The sequence below is a fragment of the Actinoplanes sp. NPDC023714 genome (assembly GCF_040639855.1).
Lineage (GTDB): Bacteria > Actinomycetota > Actinomycetes > Mycobacteriales > Micromonosporaceae > Actinoplanes.
The window spans coordinates 531,380-548,619 of the sequence record NZ_JBFAAR010000006.1; the positions used below are offsets into that span (position 1 = coordinate 531,380).

The 17,240-nt window shown below is 72.6% G+C and carries 12 protein-coding genes and 1 pseudogene; 8 read left to right on the plus strand and 5 right to left on the minus strand.

The features are described 5' to 3' along the window. Positions 1-79: 79 nt before the first annotated feature. The 5 genes from dhaK (at position 80) to AB0G10_RS28065 (ending at position 5,433) form a co-directional block, all read left to right on the plus strand. The gene (gene dhaK, locus AB0G10_RS28045; RefSeq protein WP_360927862.1) at positions 80-1,072 is read left to right on the plus strand and encodes a dihydroxyacetone kinase subunit DhaK; all 993 of its coding nucleotides are present in this window, start codon (positions 80-82) and stop codon (positions 1,070-1,072) included. Beyond that, a complete protein-coding gene (gene dhaL / locus AB0G10_RS28050; RefSeq protein ID WP_360927865.1) occupies positions 1,069-1,698 on the plus strand; it encodes a dihydroxyacetone kinase subunit DhaL in 630 nt (209 codons plus the stop codon). The genes dhaK and dhaL overlap by 4 nt, the downstream gene beginning before the upstream one ends. A gap of 145 nt (positions 1,699-1,843) precedes the next feature. Next, on the plus strand, positions 1,844-3,412 hold the full coding sequence (locus tag AB0G10_RS28055) for a methyl-accepting chemotaxis protein (RefSeq protein ID WP_360927868.1): 1,569 nt from the start codon (positions 1,844-1,846) through the stop codon (positions 3,410-3,412). Positions 3,413-3,435: 23 nt separating this feature from the next. After that, the gene (locus tag AB0G10_RS28060) at positions 3,436-4,113 is read left to right on the plus strand and encodes an acetoacetate decarboxylase family protein (RefSeq protein WP_360927871.1); all 678 of its coding nucleotides are present in this window, start codon (positions 3,436-3,438) and stop codon (positions 4,111-4,113) included. 27 nt (positions 4,114-4,140) lie between these two features. Further along, positions 4,141-5,433 (plus strand): YibE/F family protein, encoded by a 1,293-nt coding sequence (locus tag AB0G10_RS28065; protein ID WP_360927874.1) that lies wholly within the window; start codon positions 4,141-4,143, stop codon positions 5,431-5,433. A 7-nt stretch (positions 5,434-5,440) separates the two neighbouring features. On the opposite strand, the gene AB0G10_RS28070 is transcribed toward AB0G10_RS28065, so the two are convergent. The 3 genes from AB0G10_RS28070 to AB0G10_RS28080 all read right to left on the minus strand — a co-directional run bounded on the left by AB0G10_RS28070 (position 5,441) and on the right by AB0G10_RS28080 (position 9,186). Next, positions 5,441-6,082 (minus strand): DUF4360 domain-containing protein, encoded by a 642-nt coding sequence (locus AB0G10_RS28070; RefSeq protein ID WP_360927877.1) that lies wholly within the window; start codon positions 6,080-6,082, stop codon positions 5,441-5,443. Positions 6,083-6,267: 185 nt separating this feature from the next. After that, positions 6,268-6,924, minus strand: a complete 657-nt coding sequence (locus AB0G10_RS28075; protein WP_360927880.1) for a cutinase family protein — start codon at positions 6,922-6,924, stop codon at positions 6,268-6,270. 78 nt (positions 6,925-7,002) lie between these two features. Continuing rightward, complete coding sequence (locus AB0G10_RS28080; protein WP_360927883.1) at positions 7,003-9,186, minus strand: ATP-dependent RecD-like DNA helicase; 2,184 nt, start codon at positions 9,184-9,186, stop codon at positions 7,003-7,005. 59 nt (positions 9,187-9,245) lie between these two features. Here AB0G10_RS28080 and AB0G10_RS28085 point away from each other — a divergent pair, with 59 nt between their 5' ends. After that, entirely contained in the window at positions 9,246-10,220 is a 975-nt protein-coding gene (locus tag AB0G10_RS28085; RefSeq protein WP_360927906.1) for an acetylxylan esterase, read from the plus strand. Between the two features lie 440 nt (positions 10,221-10,660). Here the strand turns inward: AB0G10_RS28085 and AB0G10_RS28090 are convergent, their stop codons facing one another. Further along, on the minus strand, positions 10,661-10,930 hold the full coding sequence (locus tag AB0G10_RS28090) for a YggT family protein (protein WP_360927909.1): 270 nt from the start codon (positions 10,928-10,930) through the stop codon (positions 10,661-10,663). An 849-nt stretch (positions 10,931-11,779) separates the two neighbouring features. Between AB0G10_RS28090 and AB0G10_RS28095 the strand changes: the two genes are divergently transcribed. Both AB0G10_RS28095 and AB0G10_RS28100 read left to right on the plus strand, forming a co-directional pair. After that, a complete protein-coding gene (locus AB0G10_RS28095) occupies positions 11,780-15,319 on the plus strand; it encodes a BTAD domain-containing putative transcriptional regulator (protein ID WP_360927912.1) in 3,540 nt (1,179 codons plus the stop codon). A 122-nt stretch (positions 15,320-15,441) separates the two neighbouring features. Continuing rightward, positions 15,442-16,788: an FAD-binding oxidoreductase gene (locus AB0G10_RS28100; RefSeq protein ID WP_360927915.1), complete on the plus strand. Its 1,347-nt coding sequence runs from the start codon at positions 15,442-15,444 to the stop codon at positions 16,786-16,788. A 209-nt stretch (positions 16,789-16,997) separates the two neighbouring features. Here the strand turns inward: AB0G10_RS28100 and AB0G10_RS28105 are convergent. Continuing rightward, a pseudogene (locus AB0G10_RS28105) lies at positions 16,998-17,240 on the minus strand (IS110 family transposase); the annotation flags it as partial.

Genomic DNA, 17,240 nt, shown 5'->3' on the forward strand with positions numbered 1-17,240 from the left:
TCGCGATGGTAGTCACCGAAGGGGTTGGCCGGATCGCCCAGCGCGACGATGCTGAGCACTAATCAGGAAGGAGCCGGCCTTGAAGAAATTCATCAACGATCCCGCCGACGTGGTGGCCGAGGCGCTCGCCGGACTCGCCGCCGCCCATCCGGAGCTGCGCGTCGACGCGGCCGAACAGTACGTGGCCAGGGCGGACGCGCCCCGCGCCGGGAAGGTCGCGCTGGTGTCCGGCGGTGGCTCCGGCCACGAGCCGCTGCACGGCGGCTTCGTCGGCCCCGGCATGCTCGACGCGGCCTGCCCCGGCGAGGTCTTCACCTCACCCGTCCCGGACCAGATCCTGGCCGCCACGAAGGCCGTCGACGGCGGCGCCGGCGTGGTGCACATCGTCAAGAACTACACCGGCGACGTGATGAACTTCCAGCTCGCCGCGGAGATGGCCGCCGACGACGGCGTCACCGTGGAGACCGTGCTGGTCGACGACGACGTGGCCGTGGAGAACTCGACGTGGACGGCCGGCCGTCGCGGCACCGGCGCCACCCTGCTGGTCGAGAAGATCGCCGGGGCGCGGGCCGAGGGGGGCGGCAAGCTCGCCGAGGTCGCCGCGATCGGGCGTCAGGTCAACGCGGGCTCGGCCTCGTTCGCCTACGCGCTGACGGCCGGGACCACGCCGGCGGCCGGCCGGCCCGGGTTCGACCTGCCGGAGGACGAGATCGAGGTGGGCGTCGGCATCCACGGCGAGCCGGGCCGGCGGCGGGAGAAGCTGCGCCCGGCGCGGCAGCTCGTCGGGTCCGCCCTGGACGCGATCCTCGAGGCGAAGGACCTGGGCGACCGGGTCATCGTCCTGGTCAACGGCCTCGGTGGGACGCCGTTGATCGAGCTCTATCTCGTCTATGGCGAGCTTGCCAAGATCCTGGAGTCGAGGAACATCCGCGTTGAAAGACGCTTGATAGGAAATTACGTGACAAGTCTGGATATGGCCGGCCTGTCGCTCACCCTCACCGCCGCTGACGACGAGATCCTGCGGCTCTGGGACGCCCCGGTGGCGACTCCCGGCCTGCGGTGGGGTGCGTGACCGTGGAGGCCGATCTCGCCATCGCGTGGCTGCGCGCCACGGCCGTGTCGGTCGCCGGCCGGGCGGACGAGCTCACCAGGCTCGACGCCGCGATCGGCGACGGCGACCACGGGGTGAACCTGAACCGTGGCTTCACGGCCGTGGTCGCGGCCCTCGACGCCGGATCCTTCCCGGACGCGGCCGCCGTCTTCGTGAAGGCCGGCACCACGCTGATCTCCAAGGTCGGCGGCGCGTCCGGCCCGCTGTACGGCAGCGCGTTCCGTGCGCTGGGCAAGGCGCTCCCGCCCGGCCCCGGGGTGACCCCCGCCGACCTGGTCGCGGGCCTGCACGCGGCCCTCGAGGCGGTCCGCAAGCTGGGCGGCGCCGAGCCGGGCGACGCCACGATGGTGGACGCCTGGCGCCCGGCCGCGGACGCCTTCGAGGCCGCCGTGGCGGGCGGGAGCGGGTTGCCGGTGGCGGCGGCCGAGGCGGCCCGGGCGGCCGAGGAGGGCGCCCGCGCCACGATCGACCTCCAGGCCCGCAAGGGCCGGGCGTCGTACCTGGGTGAGCGGAGCGTCGGGCACCAGGACCCGGGCGCCACCTCGACGGCGTTGATCTTCAAGGCCCTGGCCGACGTGGCGGCCTGAAACCGGGCAATTTCGTCGAGTTCCACCGAAGGAGGTACCGGTAAATCCAGAATGTCCGTACACGTGGGTGCTCAAGTGGTCGACCCCGGTGCCGATTCCCGAGGCTGAGCCCGCTGCGGGCTGACGGGTGACGAGGAGGCTTTGGATGGGCATCGGCGGGTTGTTCGACAACCGCTCCCTGCGGACGAAGATCGGTTCGGCCGCCATGGTCGCGACCGCGAGCGGTCTGATCGTCGGGGGCGTGGCCGTCAAGACGGTGTTCGACCTGAACGAGGACGCGGCCACGGCACAGCGCCAGTCCATCCAGATCGCCAACGCGGTCGGCACTTACAGCAAGAACATCGAGGCCTACGTCGGCGGCGTCTCGGCGATGCAGCTCTACCCGGACATCGCCCAGCAGGTCCAGACCGGGATGACGGCGAACCAGGCCGCCGTCGAGGGCGCCCTCAAGGACCTGAAGGCCGCCCTGCCGCAGGACGACAACGTCGACAAGGCGACCCAGGACTGGCAGGACTTCCTCGCCTTCATGGGCACCGACCGCTCCCAGGCCTCGGCCGCCGAGCTGACCGAGGCGCTGAAGCAGTACACCGCCCTGCACGACGCCCTCGGCGAGGACCAGATCGCCCTGCAGCAGCAGGCCACCGCCCTGGCCGAGGCGCAGATCGCGGCGGCCGAGGAGTCCGGCCGCAACGCCGCCTGGACGGTGGCCGGGCTGCTCGCCGCCGGCGTCCTGCTCAGCCTGCTGATCGGCTTCCGGGTCGCGTCCCGGGTCGGGACGACGGTGGAGAGCGTCTCGCACATCGCCGAGGGCCTGGCCGAGGGCGACCTGACCCGGACGACCGGCGTCACCACCCACGACGAGATCGGCCGGATGGCCGCCGCGCTGGACAAGGGCATCGCCCGGCTCCGCGAGGACGTCGTCCAGCTGGCCGGCAGCGCCGGCACCATCCAGTCGGCCGCGGCCCAGCTCAGCTCGGTCTCGGTCGCCGTGGACGCCGCCGCCCAGCAGGCCTCCTCGCAGGCCGGCACGGTCGCCGCGGCCGCCGACGTGGTCTCCAACAACCTCCAGTTCGTCTCGGCCGGCTCGCAGGAGATGGGCTCGGCGATCCGCGACATCAGCGTCTCCACGACCGAGGCCACCCAGGTCGCCGCGCAGGCCGTGCAGGTCGCCTCGCAGACCAACGCGATCGTGGCCCGGCTCGGCGAGAGCTCCGAGGAGATCGCCACGGTGGTCAAGGTGATCACCAGCATCGCCGAGCAGACCAACCTGCTCGCCCTGAACGCGACCATCGAGGCGGCCCGGGCCGGCGAGGTGGGCAAGGGCTTCGCGGTCGTCGCCGGCGAGGTCAAGGACCTGGCCCAGGAGACCGCCAAGGCGACCGAGGACATCTCCCAGCGGGTGCAGGCCATCCAGGCCGACACCAGCGGCGCGGTCACCGCGATCGGCGAGATCTCGGCCATCATCGAGCGGATCAACGGCCTCCAGCTGACCATCGCCTCGGCGGTCGAGGAGCAGACGGCCACCACCCAGGAGATGAACCGGACCCTCACCGAGGCGGCCGGCAGCGCCGGGGACATAGCCGTGACGATCACGACGGTCTCGGACGCGACCCGGCGCACCACGGAGACGGTCGGCGACACCCGGACCGCCGCCGACGACCTCAACGTCACGGCCGCCCAGCTCCAGTCGGTGGTCTCCCGCTTCCGCTACTGAGCGACAGGTGCCACTGTAAGGGGATGTATCCGCCCGAGCCTTGGCACCTGCGCGGTCAGATGTACCTCTCGGTCTTCCTCATCCCCCGGGGAAAGCTCCCGCAGCTTCCCCCGGTCCTCGGCGCGGCGGTCCGGCCCCTCACGGTCGGCGGCCGGGTCGCGGTCGGCGCCGCCTGGGTTCGCTACGAGCCCGGCGGCGTCCTGCATTACCGGGAACTGCTCAGCGCCGTGCTGGTGCACGAGCGCGGCCGGCCCCGGGTCAGCATCACCGACATCTGGGTGGACAGCGTCGCCTCCCGGGAGGGCGGCCGCCGGCTCTGGGGCATCCCCAAGGAGATGGCCGCGTTCACCATCGACGCCGAGAACGAGCCGCTGGTCGACGCCACCGCGTCGGCGGGGGAGGAGCCCCTGGCCTCGTCGCTGGTCCGGCTGAAGGGCCGGCTTCCGGGCCGTTTCCCCCTCGGTTTCACCGTGGCCCAAGCTCTCGGTGAGTCGGTCCGGCGCACACCGGTGCGAGGCCGCGGAGGATTGCGTACGGCGACCGCCGCGTGGCGACCCGAACCCACCGGGCCCCTCGGCTACCTGGCCGGCCGCCGGCCCGTGCTCAGCCTCGCGATCACCGACTTCTGGCTCACCTTCGGCCGCACGCCGGCCGACCGCGCCCGCTCGTCGCCGCCCGCGAAGGGGAACGCCCGCGGCTGATCCCCCCGGTCCGGGTACGGTTCTCCGGTGACTCACCACCATCAGCACGCCCCCGGCGAGCCACGGACGATGTCGGCCCGCGCCCGCCGGATCACCCTCTGGACGCTGGTTCCCGCGGTCCTGCTCACCGCGCTCGGGATGTTCCTGCTCTGGCCCCGGGACGCGCCGCGGGCCACCGAGGGCGAGGGCCCGGCGCGGGCGTTCGGCCAGATCGTCACGATGACGCCGGAGGCCTGCCCGGAGGTGCCCGAGGGCGAGACGCCGATGACCGACTGCGGGTCGGTGACGGTGCGGCTCGACGACGGCTCGGTGATCACCACGGAGATGCCGGGCGGTCCCGGCGCGCCGGAGGTCGAGGCCGGCGACGACGTCGTGCTGCTGGCCCTCAACAACGAGGACGGCACGATCGAGTACTCGATCGCCGACCACCAGCGGTCCACCCAGCTGTGGCTGCTCGGCGCCGCGTTCGCCCTGGCCGTGGTGGCGTTCGGCAGATGGCGGGGGGTGACCGCGCTGGGTGGCCTCGCGGTCACCTTCGCGATCCTGCTCTTCTTCATCGTCCCGGCGATCCTGGACGGCCGGTCACCGGTCGCGGTCGCCGTGGTCGGCGCCGCCGCGATCATGCTGATCGTGCTGTATCTGACCCACGGCTTCTCGCTCACCACGACCATCGCGGTGGCCGGCACGCTGGCCAGCCTTGCGATCACGGCGGTGCTCGCGGCCGTGGCGACGGCGGCGGTCCACCTCACCGGCGTGGCGGACGAGACGTCGAACTACCTGACCATCACCCAGGGCGACGTGAACATGCAGGGCCTGCTGCTGGCCGGCATCGTGATCGGCTCGCTCGGCGTGCTCGACGACGTGACCGTCACCCAGTCGGCCACCGTCACCGAGCTGGCGGTCGCCAACCCGGGGTACGGGTTCCGGCAGCTCTACGGCGCCGCGACCCGGATCGGCCGGGCCCACATCGCCTCGGTGATCAACACGATCGTGCTGGCGTACGCCGGCGCCTCGCTGCCGCTCATGCTGCTCTTCGCGGCCGGCAACACCCCGGTGAGCGAGCTGCTCACCTCGCAGCTGATCTCGCAGGAGCTGGTGCGCAGCGCGGTCGGCACGATCGGCCTGGTCGCCGCGGTGCCGATCACCACGGCGCTGGCGGCGCTGCTGGCCTCGCGCGCGGCCGGCGGGAAGCGGGCGGCCGTCGGAGAGCGAGCGGGCGCCGGCGATCCGGGGCCGGCCGGCGATGCCGTCCCCGCCGAGGGTGGGGGACGGCGTCCGCCGGAGGAGGATCGCTGGGCGGCCTTCGCCGACCGCGACTAACGGGACGTCAGCACTTCTTCCACTGCACCCGGTAGACGGTGTTGATGGACGCGTCGGTGGAGTCCATCGAGATGAAGCTGGTGTGCTTCTTCGCGTCCGAGAATCCGCGGTTCACGCGCAATTCCGTGTTGATGTTGAGGAACCGGCGGTCGCCGCACTTGAGGAAGTTCAGCGACGCGATTCCGACCTGATCGGTGCGCTGCCAATCATCGGACATCGGGCCCTTGAAGGTGTGCTCGCTGCGGGTCGTCTGGGTGTATCCCTGGAAGTAGTAGTTCGCGTTCTGCTGGGCCCAGGCGCCCTTCTGCAGCTCGGCGAATCCGCGGTAGTCGGCGGTCGCGATCGCGAACGTGAAACCGGACGGCACCTTGATGTCGAGCGCGAGCTGACAGTTCTTCCGGAAGTCCAGCGGCGAGGACTCCGGCCCGACCTGCGCCGTGTACTCCGAGTAGGAGACCGTGAAGGCCTTGTTGTCCTTGGAGACGGTGATCGCGGCGGTGTCGTCCGGGCAGCCGGAGCCGTTCGCCTTGACCACGTCGATGATCATCATCTCGTCCGGCGTGGGCGAGGGGGCCGGGGCGGCCTGGGCCGGCGCCGCCATCGCGAGCGCGCCGAGCATCGCCGCACCGGCGGTGAGAGTACGCAACATGAGAATTACCCCGTTCAGTTTGTGAAAGCCATTCAGAGAATGCTTTGACAATGGTTTACAGACTTGACCATAGTGATTTCGCGGAACCGCGAGGCCAGGCCGGTGAACAGCCGAACGGAAGTCTGAGCGAAGGCGGCCATTCGGCCCGATTCGCCGAATGGCCGCCCCTCTGCCGCGGATGTGTGCTACGAGACCCGCTCCGCGGTGAACGCGGTCGCGCCGGCGATGTTCTTCGCGTAGTCCAGGTGCGCCGCCAGGCTGGTGCCGCCCTGGCAGAACCGGTCGTTGCGGTTGCAGAACGACTGCGTCCGGTCGGCCACCGCGGCGAGGCGTCCCCGGCCGCGCGGGAAGACGCCGGACCGGTTGCCGTTCGTCACGTTGAACGGTTCACCCGCGGTGAACGTCGGGTCGCCGAAGAGCAGCACCGCGGCGACGTTCCCGGTCTCCAGCCCACCGGCGATTGCGTCGCCGACGACGTCCGCGCCCTGCGAGTACCCCATCAGCACGAACTGGGTGTCCGGGCAGCTCGCCGACGTGCTCGCCACCTTCGCGGTGAGATCCCGGACGCCCTGCCGGACGCTCGCCGTGTAGTTGAAGCTCGCCGGGTAGTCGACGGCCGTGGCGCGGACCGTCTGTGGCAGGTCGTCGGTGATCCGGTCGGCCAGCGGGCCGAGCAGCACCCCGAAGCCGGGGCGTTCGGTGGTGCCCCGGGCGCCGAGCACCTGCACGTCGGCGCAGCCGTTGCGGGGCGCCTCGGCCGCGAAGGTCAGAGGCGCGACGGCCAGCCCGCCGATCGTCACCGCTCCCATCGCGACCAGGGTGAGCATCTTGCGCTTGCGCATGTCGGTTTCCTTCCGCCAAAGGGGGCCGATGTTCTTGCACTGAGTACGCAAGATCTTCGGCGGCGGATGAGGGTGGAGCTAAGAACCCAACCTTCGGGCGAGAGCCGTGTGCCTTCGGCCGGCGCTGACCGTCCGAACCGCCGCGGCGAGGGCCCTGCGCGACCCGACCAGCACGACCAGCTTCTTGGCGCGGGTGATGGCGGTGTAGAGCAGGTTCCGCTGGAGCATCATCCAGGCGCTGGTGGTGAGCGGGATCACGACGGCCGGGTACTCGGAGCCCTGCGAGCGGTGGATCGTGATGGCGTACGCGTGGGCCAGCTCGTCCAGCTCGTCGAAGTCGTACTCGATCAGCTCGTCCTCGTCGGTCCGGACGCTGAGGGTCTGCTCCTCCGGCGAGAGCGCTGTGACCACGCCGACCGTGCCGTTGAAGACGCCCGCCGTACCCTTGTCGTAGTTGTTCCTGATCTGGGTGACCTTGTCGCCGACCCGGAACACCCGGCCGCCGAGCCGCTTCTCCGGCAACCCCTCCCGGCCCGGGGTGAGCTGCTGCTGGAGCAGGCCGTTGAGCGCGCCGGCGCCGGCCGGGCCGCGGTGCATCGGGGTGAGCACCTGCACGTCCCGGCGCGGGTCGAGGCCGAACCGCCGGCCGATCCGGGTGCAGACCACGTCGACGGTGAGCGCCGCGGCGGCCTCGGTGTCGTCGCACGGGAAGAGGAAGAAGTCGGTCATCCCCTCGAACTGCGGCGGCCGGCCCTGGTTGACCCGGTGGGCGTTGGTGACGACCCCGCTCTTCGCGGCCTGCCGGAAGATCTGGGTGAGCCGGACCCGCGGGATCACCTCGGCCGCGAGCAGGTCCCGCAGCACCTCGCCGGCGCCGACCGAGGGCAGCTGGTCGACGTCGCCCACGAGCAGCAGGTGCGCGCCCGGCGGGACGGCCTTGACCAGCTTGTTCGCCAGGATGAGGTCGAGCATGCTGGCCTCGTCGACGACGAGCAGGTCGGCGTCGAGCGGATTGTCCCGGTCGTACGTGGCCTCGCCGCCCGGCTGGAGCTTGAGCAGCCGGTGGACGGTCGCGGCGGGGTGGCCGGTGAGCTCGGCGAGCCGTTTCGCGGCCCGTCCGGTCGGGGCGACCAGCTGGATCTTCGCGTACTTCGCGGCGGCGAGCTCGACGATCGATCGTACGGTGAAGCTCTTGCCGCATCCCGGGCCCCCGGTCAGAACCGCGACCTTGGAAGTGAGCGCGAGCCGGACGGCCTGCTCCTGCTCGGCCGCCAGCGTCTGCCCGGTGCGCCTCCCCAGCCAGGCCAGGGCCTTGGCCCAGTCGACGCCGGCGAACGACGGCATCCGGTCCGCCCGGTCCGAGAGCAGCGACCGCAGCGAGGACGCCAGCGACTGCTCCGCCCGGTGGAACGGGACCAGATAGACGTCGTCCCCTTCCCGCACCACACCCTCCTCCTCGACGAGCGCGGCGAGGCATGATGGGATCAGTTGGGGGCCGACTTCCAAGATCTTGGACGATTCTTCGGTCAGCTTCTCCACCGGCAGGAAGCAGTGACCGTTGTCGGTCGCCTGGGACAGCGTGTACTGCAGGCCCGCCTTCACCCGCTCGGGACTGTCGTGCGGGATGCCGACGGCCTGCGCGATGGTGTCCGCGGTCTTGAACCCGATGCCCCAGACGTCCGAGGCGAGCTTGTAGGGCGAGTTCTTCACGACCGCGATCGACGCGTCGCCGTACTTCTTGTAGATCCGGACGGCGATCGACGTCGACACCCCGACGCCCTGGAGGAAGACCATCACCTCCTTGATCGCCTTCTGCTCGGCCCAGGCCGCGGTGATCTTCTTGGTCCGCTTCGGGCCGAGGCCGGCCACCTCGATCAGCCGCTCCGGCGACTCCTCGATGATCTGGAGGGTGTCGAGTCCGAAATGGTCCACGATCCGCTCGGCGAAGACCGGGCCGATCCCCTTCACCAGACCCGATCCCAGATAGCGGCGGATGCCCTGGATCGTGGCGGGCAACACCGTGGTGTACGAGATCACCTCGAACTGCCGGCCGTACTGCGGATGCGACGACCACCAGCCGCTCAGCCGCAGACTCTCCCCGGGCTGCGCGCCGAGCAGCGAGCCGACGACGGTGAGCAGGTCGTTCCCGCTCTTCGCGGTCGCGACCCGGGCCACCGTGTACCCGGTCTCCTCGTTCACATAGGTCAGCCGTTCGAGCACTGCTTCCAGCACATGCGGCGACTTCGGAGCGGCAGCGGACACGCAGTCATGGTGCCTCGTGGTCTGGAACGTGGCGACGGCAGGGCTTAGCGTGATCAACCATGGCGCTGTTTGACTTCCCCCTCCACGAATTGCGCGCGTACCGCCCGTCCCAGCCGGAACCGCCCGGTTTCGACGACTTCTGGTCCGGCACCCTCGCGGCGGCCCGCCGTGCCGCCACCCCGCCGAAGGTGGCCGAGCACCCGACCCCGCTGCGCGGCGTCACCACGTACGACGTGACGTTCAGCGGCTACGCCGGCCAGCCGGTGAAGGCGTGGCTGAACCGCCCGGCCGGGGCGAACGGCCCGCTGCCGGTCGTGGTCGAGTACATCGGCTACGGCGGCGGCCGCGGCCTGCCGATCGACTGGCTGATCTGGGCCAGCGCCGGATACGCGCACCTGATCATGGACACTCGCGGGCAGGGCGGCGGCTGGCGCGGCGGCGACACGCCCGACCCGGACGAGTCCGGCGCCGGCCCGTCGTCGCCCGGGTTCCTCACCCGCGGCGTGCAACAGCCGGAGACGTTCTACTACCGGCGGCTCGTCACCGACGCGGCGCGGGCCGTGGAGACCGCGGCCGAGCTGCCGGGCGTCGACGCCTCGCGGATCGTGGTCACCGGGAAGAGCCAGGGCGGCGCACTCTCGCTCGCGGCGGCCGGCCTGGTGCCCGACCTGGTCTCCGCGGTGGTCTCCGCCGTGCCGTTCCTCTGCGACATCCGCCGCGCCGTCACGGTGACCGACGTCAACCCGTACGCCGAGGTGGTCCGCTTCCTGCGAGCCAACCCACGGCTCGCCGACCAGGTCCTGAACACGCTCGATCACGTCGACGCGGTCAACTTCGCCCGGCGGATCACCGCGCCCGCCCTGCTCTCGGTCGGCCTCATGGACGACGTGTGCCCGCCGTCGGGCGTATTCGGCGCCTACAACACGATCCCCGGCGAGAAGCGGATCGAGGTCTACGAGTGGGACGGGCACGAGGGAGGCCGCACCTTCTTCGACACCCTGGCCTGCGAATTTGTCGACGACATAGTGCGCTGACCCGGTTCGCGCCCCTCCTCCGCCCCCACTCTCCGCCCCCACTCCTCCGCCCCACCCCTCCGCGCGCCCTCTTCCCGCGATCTTGTGAATCCGCGCAGCAACGGAGCTGCGGGTTTTCACAAGATCGCGTGTTGGGCTGTTGTCGCGCTCGCCCTCTTCCGCGATCTTGTGGATTGGTGCGGCAGCGGGGCTGCGGGTTTTCACAAGATCGCGTGCTGGGCTGTTGTCGCGCGCGCCCTCCTCCGCGATCTTGTGAATCCGCGCAGCAGCGGGGCTGCGGGTTTTCACAAGATCGCGTGTTGGGCTGTTGTCGCGCCCGCTCCCTCCCGCGATCTTGTGGATCCGTGCAGCAACGGGGCTGCGGGATTCGACAAGATCGAGAGAGAGGGGGCGGGGCGGGAGCGGAGGGAGGAGGACTGTCGGGTGCGCGGGGTTCCCGGTCAGATGAAGGCGCGGATCAAGCCGATCGCGAGGAACACGATGATGAACGACAGGTCGATCGCGACGCCGCCCACGCGCAGCGGGGGGATCACCCGGCGGACCGGGGCCAGCACCGGCTCGGTGACCGCGTAGACCCCGCGCAGCGCCTGCGACCGGAACGAGCCCGGCATGGCCGGTCCGGCCAGGGTCACGCTCCAGTCGAGGATGGCACGGGCGATGAGCAGGAACTGGAAGAGCAGCAGTGCCAAGCCGACAAGACCGAGGAGCATCGAGACCTCCAACAGCGGGGTGTGTTCCTCCACTATGAGTCGGCTTCCTGTGAGGCCGCTTTACGTTTCCTGAGTCACCACCTTGGTGGGGCGCGCGGTGCGTGAGGGGAAGAGCCTTCTTCGGTACGGCGGACCGACCGTGGCTGCGCGCTCACGCCGGTGGCGGGTTGTGCGATGGTCCGATGCTCAGAGGCTCGGCTCTCGGCGGCCTGGCTGGGGCTCGCGGAGTCGGGTGCCGGGTGTGCCGTCGCCGGGTGGGCGCTGCCGTGTGCGAGGCGCGCGATGCGGCGTTCGACCGGGCGTGGTGGGCCGGTGCGCCGGTTCCTGGCGAGGAGTCCTCGGCCGATCCGGCAGGGTGCGATGCTGCCGGTCCGGCCGGCGTGGTGCCGGGTGTTCGGGATTCTCGAGGCGCGGTCCGCTACGGGGGGTGGGAGCGGCCGCGCGGGTGGGCTCACAAGCCGACCAGACGTCGGATCGTGTCCCGGCGCCGTGCCGGTGGCCCGGCCGCGGTCTCGGGCGGCCGGCCCGCGGGACGTGCCGTGACCGGCGCCTGCGGTCTCAGACGGGGTAGCAGGGGGTCCGGCTCGGCGGGGCCGGATCCCGTGCCGGAGGGCTGGTTGGGTGGCGATGCGGTCGTGCTCCGGGATCCGGCAACCGGTATCGCCTCGGCTCGATTCATGGCGCTCATTATTGATGAACATGCATCTTGCGCAAGCCTCTCCGGCCCCCTTTAACGGCGCGGAAACAAGTTTTCCTCGAAATGAGCAGGCGGTGGCCGGGTGGTCTTGTGACAGCAATCCGACGGGTGGTGTCATGCCGGTGTCATGTCCGGGCTCCTAGGCTTGCCGCATGCGTTTCGGACTTCTCGGTGCCCTCCAGGTCCGTGATGCCGAGGGCCGGCCGCTCGCCATCGCCGCGGCCAAGCCCCGTGCGCTGCTCACCCTGCTGCTCGCCGAGCGCGGCCGGGTCGTCTCGCTGGACCGCATCGCCGCGGCGCTCTGGGGCGGGGCGCCGCCGGCCACCGCCGTGGCGGCCGTGCACTCCTACGTCTCGGTCCTCCGCCGCCACCTCGGCCGCCCGGCGATCGTCACGCGCGCGCCCGGCTACCTGGCCGTCGCCGACCCGGCCGACGTCGACGTCACCCGCCTCGCGGCGCTGCTCGACGCGGCGGCCGGCGCCGAGCCGCCGGTCGCCGCCGGCCTGCTCGGCGAGGCGGTCGGGCTGTGGCGCGGCGAGCCGTTCGAGGGCCTGCACGCCGACGTGTTCGCGGGCCTGCACGCCGACGCCGGACTGATCGCCGAACGCGCCCGGCTGCACGAGCTCCACCTGCTGGCACGTGAGCGCCGCGCCGCCGCCTGGACCCGGATCGGCCGCGCCCCCGAGGCGGTCACCGAGCTGGAGCGCCTCGTCGCCGAGCAGCCGTTGCGGGAGAGCTGCTGGGCGGTGCTGATCGAGGCGCTCTACGCGGCGGGCCGCCAGGCGGACGCGCTCGAGGCCTACCGGCGGTGCGCCCGGGGCCTGGCCGCCGAGCTGGGGATCGAGCCGGGGCCCCGGTTGCGCGAGCTGGAGAGGGCCGTCCTGCGCCAGGACCCGTCCCTCCTGCCCGGCCCGCCGTCGCTGCTGGCCGGCCCGCCGTCGCTGCTGGCCGGCCCGCCGTCGCTGCTGGCCGGCCCGCCGTCCACTCCTGAGCCGGCGCCGCTTCCCGGCCCGCTGCCGTCCGCTGGTTCGGCGGCGACGCCACCGGGTCCCTTCTGTCTGGACAGCGTGCCGCGAAAGTCCGGCTCGGTGTCCGATTCTGCCCATATCGAGGATCCGGTTGCCGAGATCCGGGACGCGAGGGAGGGCGGCGGCGTGGGCGGCGGCGTGGGCGGCGGCGTGGGCGGCGTCGCGGGCGGCGGCGTGGGCGGTGGTGCGGGCGACGGCGGGGACGGCGGGGACGGCGGGCCCCAGGACGGCGGGGACGGAGGGCCCCGGGACGGCAGGGGAATCGTCGGGCGGCGGGCTGAGGTGTCGCGGCTGCGGGCCGTCCTCGGCGACGTCGTGCGGGGCGCCGGCGCGGTCGTCGTGCTCGAAGGGGAGGCCGGCATCGGGAAGACCCGGCTGGCCGAGGTCGCGTCCGGGCTGGCCGGGGCGCAGGGCTGGCGTCCACTCTGGTCGCGGTGTGCCGACGACGACGGCGTACCCCCGCTCTGGCCCTGGCTGCAGGTGCTGGACAGGCTCGACGGAGGCGGCCTCGACGCCGCCTCGGCCGGCGATCCTGATCAGTCGACCTTCGCGCTCTTCCAGGAGCTGCGACGACGGCTCGCGGACGCCGCCCAGGCCACGCCGCTGCTCGTCGTGCTCGATGACGTGCAGGCCGCCGACGCCACGTCGCTGGCACTGTTGTCGCTGCTCGCACGGCATCTCGACGGGATCCGGCTGCTGATCGTGGTGACCGTCCGGACGCTCGGCGAGACGCTGGCGCCGGCCGTGACCGAGTGCCTCGCCGCGCTCGCCCGGGAGCCTCGCGCGCAGCGGCTCCAGCTCACCGGTCTGACCGTTTCTGACATCCGCGAGCTGGTCGCCGGCGACAGCGGGCTGGCCGAGCAGCTGCATCACCGGACCGACGGCAACCCCTTCTTCGTGGGCGAGCTGATCGAGTTGCTGCGCGCCGAGGGGCGGGTCACGGCGCTGCCCCCATCCGTACGCGACGTGCTGGACCGCCGTCTCGCCCGCCTCGGCGACGGCACGCTGGCCGTGCTCCGGCTGGCCGCCGTGATCGGCCGGGACGCCGACCTCGCGCTGCTGCAGGCCGCGGCCGGGCTCGACGCCGAACAGGTGATCACGCTGCTGGAGCCGGCCGTGGCGAGCCGGGTGCTGCGCGCCGACGAGGCCGGCTGGCGGTGGCGGTTCAGCCACGCGCTGGTCCGGGAGACCCTGCTGGCCGGACTGAGCCGGATCGAGGCGGCCCGGCTGCACGCCCGGGTCGCCGCCGCGCTGCCGCCGCCGGCCGACGTGGAGCGGCTCGCCCACCACTACTTCCACGCCGTGCCGGTGGCCGGGATCGGGCCGGCCGTGGAGTTCGCCGAGGCCGCCGCGTCGGCCGCCCGGGAACGGTTCGCGCACACCGAGGCGGCGCAGTCCACCCGCCGGGCGCTCGCCCTGATCGGGCCGGACGGCGACCCGGCCGCCCGGCACCGCCACCTCGTCGCGCTCGGCGAGGACCTGCTGCGGGCCGGCCGGCTCACCGAGGCGCAGCGGGTGGTGGCCGAGGCGATCGAGACGGCCCGGCGGCTCGGCGACCACGAGCGGCTCGCCCGGGCCGCCAGCGTGTGGGGCGGGGTGACACTGTGGAACTGGCGGGGCTACGGCGTCGTCGACGACGGCCTCGTCCGGCTGCTCGAGGATCTGGCCGACCGGGCCGGGGACGCCGACGGCGAGCTGCGGGCCCGGCTCTTCGGCACGCTCGGCGTCGAGCTGGCATACAGCGACCGCCGCGACGAGCGGGTCCGCTACGCCGAGCGGGCCGTCGCCCTCGCCCGGAAGCTGGACGATCCGGCGCTGCTCGGGCACACGCTGAACAACTACGTGATCGCCACCTGGGGCTGCGGGGACCGGGAGGAGCGCTGGCGGGCGGCGGTGGGCGAGGCCCTCGGGCTGGCCGGGCGGGGGCTTCCCCTCCGTACGGAATTCTTTGCTCTTCTGCATCGTGGTCCTCTGCGGCTTCATCTCGGTGACGCCGCCGGATTCGCTGCCGATCTGGACGCCGCCACCCGGATCGGCGCCCGGCTGACCGGTCCCGACGTGCGTCCCCACCTGCTCTACCAGGAGACCGGGCGCGCCATGCTGGCCGGCCGGTGGGAGGAGGCGGAGCGGCTCTCCGCGCAGGCCTACGAGCTCTACCAGACGAGCAGCATGTGGGGCGCCGAGTTCTGCATGCTGCTGCACCGGTTCACCTTCGCCCGGCAGCACGGCCGGCTCGCGGAGATCGCCGGGGCGCTGGCCGAGGACGCCGAGATCATGCGGATGCCGATGCTGCGCGAGCTGGCCGTCGTGGCGCTGGCCGAGGGCGGTGACGTGGGCGCGGCGCGCCGGCTGCGCCGCCGCTGGCCGGCCCGGATGCCGCAGGACTGGACGACCGACACGCTGGTCGCGGTCCGGGCCTGGGCGTCGCTTGCGCTGGGTGCGCGGGAGGAGCTTCCCGATCGGTACGCGGAACTCCTGCCGTACCGGGGCCGTCAGCTCGTGGTGGGCACCGCGGGGGCGTGCTGGGGCTCCTACGATCTGGTTCTCGGCCGGCTGGCCCTCGCGATGGACCGGCCCGGGCCGGCCGCTGAGCATCTGCGCGAGGCCGCCCGGCTCGGGGAGGAGGTCGGCTCGCCCTGGCAGGTCGCCGCGGCGTCGCCATAGGGCCACTCGAGCGAGGCGGCTCAGCAGGGCCGCTTTAGCGGCGCTTTAGCGGAAATCAAGGGCGGCACAAGGGCACCGGCGCAGAGTCGTGGAAACGCCTTCGTTCGAAAAGAGGAAGATTCATGGATTCTCTGCGCAGACGCCTCACCGGTGAGCTCGTCGAGCCCGGCGACCCGCGCTACGCGGAGCTGACCGCCGGCTTCAACGCCGCGGTCACCGCCACCCCGGCCGCCGTCGTCGAGGCGCGCGACCCGCACGACGTCGTCGAGGCCGTCACGTTCGCCGCCGCGTCCCGCCTGCCGGTCGCCGTCCAGGCCACCGGCCACGGCCTCGCCGACACGCTCGACGGCGCCCTGCTGATCAGCACCCGCCGGCTCGACGAGTGCGTGGTGCACCCCGACGGCTGGGCCCGGGTCGGCGCCGGCGTGCGCTGGCAGCAGGTGCTCGAGGCGGCCGCGCCGCACGGGCTCGCGCCGCTGTCCGGTTCGGCGCCCGGTGTCGGCGTGGTCGGCTACACGACGGGTGGCGGCCTCGGGCCGGTCGGCCGGACCTACGGCTGGGCGTCCGACCGGGTCCGCGCCGTCGAGATCGTCACCGGCGACGGCAGGCTGCGCCGCGTCACCGCCGAGTCCGAGCCCGACCTGTTCTGGGCGGTCCGCGGCGGCAAGGGCGCCGTCGGCATCGTCACGGCGATGGAGTTCGACCTGGTCCGGCAGCCCGAGCTTTATGCCGGCGCGCTCTACTACGCCGGCGCCGACGCCGCCACGGTGCTGCACCGCTGGCGCACCTGGCAGGCCACCCTGCCGCGCGAGGCCACCACGTCGGTCGCCCTGCTCCAGCTGCCGCCGCTGCCCGGCGTTCCCGAGCCGCTGGCCGGCCGCTTCACGGTGGCTGTCCGCTTCGCCTGGACCGGCGATGCACCGAGCGGCGAGGCGGCGCTGGCCCCCATGCGAGCCGCCGCGACCCCGCTCATCGACGCCGTCCAGACGATCCCCTACGCCGCCCTCGGCATGATCCACGCCGACCCGGCCGATCCGATGCCGGTCCACGAGGCCACCGATCTGCTCCACGCCCTTCCGCCCGAAGCGGTCGACGCCCTGCTGACCGTCGCCGGCCCCGAAGCCGGCTCACCCCAGGTCATCGTCGAGCTGCGCCAGCTCGGCGGCGCCTACGCCGACGAGCCCGCCGTCCCGAGCGCCCTCGACCACCGGGACGCCGCCTTCACCCTCATCACCATCGGCGTCCTCATCCCACCCGTCGCCGGCGCCGTGGCGCCCCACGCCGACCAGGTCCGCGCCGCGATGAAGCCGTGGGCGACCGGCGCGGCCCTGCCCAATCTCGGTGCGGGAGTGGGCCCGGAGAGGCTGGCCCGCTCCTACACGCCGCCGACCCTGACCCGCCTCATCGAGGTGGCGTCGCGTTTCGATCCCGAGGGGGTGTTGCGGGCCGGGCAGGTGCCGGTGCGCTGACGGCGAGGCTGGGTTCGGGGCGCTGCCTCGGGTGGGCCGGTCGGTGGGGGCCGGGGTGCCGGGCAGGGTGGTGGGGGCCGGGGTGCCGGGCAGGGTGGTGGGGGCCGGGGTGCCGGGCAGGGCGGTGGGGGCCGGGGTGCCGGGCAGGGCGGTGGGGGCCGGGGTGCCGGGCAGGCGGTGGGGGCAGGGGGGTGTCCCTATCGGTTCTGTCAAGCAGCGAGGGCGAGCTTTTCTGCCGGTTTGTGCTGGTAGGCCGTTCGGGTGCGGAGCATGGCGTGCAGGACGTCGACGCGGCGGCGGGCGAGGCAGATGAGGGCGGCATTGTGTTTCTTGCCCTCGGCTCTCTTGCGGTCGTAATAGGTCCGGCTGGCCGAGTCAGACAGGGCCGCGAACGCGGACAGGAAGAACGCGCGTTTGAGCTGCTTGTTGCCGCCTTTGGGTGGGTGTTCGCC